1 pseudogene is annotated in these 254 nt (G+C 48.8%); it reads left to right on the top strand.

The features are described 5' to 3' along the window. Positions 1–254: pseudogene (locus tag HP401_RS29605) on the top strand (DUF2345 domain-containing protein); the annotation flags it as partial.

Genomic DNA, 254 nt, shown 5'->3' on the forward strand with positions numbered 1-254 from the left:
TGGGGAACCAACTTTGGCAAAGAGCTGATGATGGGCGGCAAGGAGCTCGTTCTTACTGCCAAGGAGAGCAAGGAAGGCAATATTTTTATCAAGCTGCATGAAGAGGACGGCATCGAGATTCACAGTATGCATCCGATCATATTTTCCTCGGAAAAGGACATGGAGATTACGTCAGATACGAAGGTCGAGATCAAGGCCAAGGAAGCGATCTACCTCATGTGCAGCACCAGCAGCATGATTTTGGACGGGGAAGT

Origin of the sequence: Brevibacillus sp. HB2.2, assembly GCF_013284275.1 — a bacterium.
Lineage (GTDB): Bacteria > Bacillota > Bacilli > Brevibacillales > Brevibacillaceae > Brevibacillus > Brevibacillus brevis_D.